Consider the following 263-nt stretch of genomic DNA (forward strand, 5'->3'; position numbering starts at 1 on the left):
GTAAACGAACGCCGCGAGCCAGCCCCAGCGGCCGAGATCCTTCAGGATCCACTCGTACATCACCAGCGCCGGCGCCACGCCGAACGACACCATGTCCGACAGGCTGTCGAACTGTTCGCCGAATGCGCTCTGGGTATGCGTCATTCGGGCGACGCGGCCGTCCATCCCGTCGAGCACCATCGCCACGAAGATCGCGATCGCCGCGATCTCGAAGCGCACGTTCATCGCCTGCACCACGGCGAAGAAGCCGCAGAAGAGTGCAG

At 64.6% G+C, this 263-nt stretch carries 1 protein-coding gene; it reads right to left on the reverse strand.

What is annotated here, in order from left to right; translation table 11 throughout:
- A partial coding sequence (locus tag SB764_RS41470; RefSeq protein WP_410866964.1) for a CDP-alcohol phosphatidyltransferase family protein occupies nt 1-263 on the reverse strand: 263 nt, incomplete at both ends.

It is taken from the genome of Paraburkholderia sp. SIMBA_027 (assembly GCF_046535315.1).
Lineage (GTDB): Bacteria > Pseudomonadota > Gammaproteobacteria > Burkholderiales > Burkholderiaceae > Paraburkholderia > Paraburkholderia tropica.